Origin of the sequence: Siccirubricoccus deserti, assembly GCF_014283215.1 — a bacterium.
GTDB classification, from domain to species: domain Bacteria; phylum Pseudomonadota; class Alphaproteobacteria; order Acetobacterales; family Acetobacteraceae; genus Siccirubricoccus; species Siccirubricoccus deserti.
The window spans coordinates 1-1308 of sequence record NZ_JACOMF010000218.1 but is presented as its reverse complement, the minus strand read 5'-3'; the positions used below and the strand labels follow the sequence as shown (position 1 = coordinate 1308).

Genomic DNA, 1308 nt, shown 5'->3' with positions numbered 1-1308 from the left:
GGGTCTATCGGGAAGTTTGTGTTTGGGACGGTACGATGCTGCTGAAGGAGCCATCGCATGCCGCGACGCAAACAGCCTACCATCCCGGATGAGTTGCTAGACCAACTCCTGGCTGGGTCGGATCCCCGGGTCGCCCTTGCCGATGGCGGCCTGCTGGACGGGCTCAAGAAGGCCCTCGCCGAACGGGCGTTGAACGCCGAGCTGGACCACCACCTCGAGGCCGGCGAGCCGGACGGGCGCGGCAACGGCCGGAATGGCTACAGCGCCAAAAGCGTGCTCACCGACACCGCCAGGCTGGACCTGCAGATCCCGCGCGACCGGCTGTCGACCTTCGACCCGCAGCTGATTGCCAAGTACAAGAGGCGCTTCCCCGGCTTCGACGACAAGATCGTGTCGATGTATGCGAGAGGGATGAGCACCCGCGAGATCCAGGGGCACCTGCGCGAGCTCTACGGCATGGAGGTCTCGCCTGATCTGGTCAGCGCGGTGACCGATGCCGTGCTGGACGAGGTCACCGAATGGCAGAACCGGCCGCTCGAGGCGCTCTACCCGCTGGTCTTTCTCGATGCGATCCGGGTCAAGGTCCGCGACGAGGGTACGGTCCGGAACAAGGCGGTCTATGTCGCGCTCGGCGTCCGGGCGGACGGCACCAAGGAGGTCCTCGGTCTCTGGATTGAGCAGACCGAGGGTGCCAAGTTCTGGCTACGGGTCATGAACGAGCTCAAGGAACGCGGCGTGGCCGACATCCTGATCGCCGTCGTCGACGGGCTGAAGGGCTTCCCCGAGGCGATCAGCGCGGTGTTTCCGAAGACGCAAGTGCAAGCCTGCGTCGTGCACCTCATCCGCCGGTCGCTCGATTTCGTCTCCTACAAGGACCGTAGGGAGGTCGCGGCAGCGCTGAAGGAGATCTACCGTGCCCGCACCGCCGAACTTGGCGAAGCCGCGCTGGACGCCTTCGACGAGGGCCCGTGGGGCCGTAAGTATCCCGTCATTGCCCAAACCTGGCGCCGGCACTGGCCCGAGGTGATCCCCTTCTATGCGTTCCCCACTGAGGTACGCCGGATCATCTACACCACGAACGCTATAGAGTCGCTCAATGCCAAGCTGCGCCGAGCGGTACGGGCGCGCGGCCACTTTCCCCACGATGACGCCGCGCTGAAGCTGCTCTTTCTCGTGTTGAACCGGGCGTCCAAAGACTGGAAGATGCCGCAGAGGGAGTGGAGCGCTGCCAAGGCGCAGTTCGCCATTCTCTTCCAGGACCGATTTGCCATCACCTGACCAACGCCGTCCCACACAAAATTCCTGACA

Annotated in this window: 1 protein-coding gene; it reads left to right on the top strand. The window is 64.4% G+C overall.

The window, feature by feature from the left end; translation table 11 throughout:
• The first annotated feature begins 57 nt into the window (after positions 1–57).
• Positions 58–1278, top strand: coding sequence for an IS256 family transposase (locus tag H7965_RS29920; RefSeq protein ID WP_186774099.1), 1221 nt, complete (start codon positions 58–60; stop codon positions 1276–1278).
• The last annotated feature ends 30 nt before the right edge of the window (positions 1279–1308 follow it).

What these genes read in the sequence shown, in the direction of transcription:
- H7965_RS29920 (WP_186774099.1), top strand. Translation starts at nt 58, where the DNA reads ATGCCGCGACGCAAACAGCCTACCATCCCGGATGAGTTGCTAGACCAA.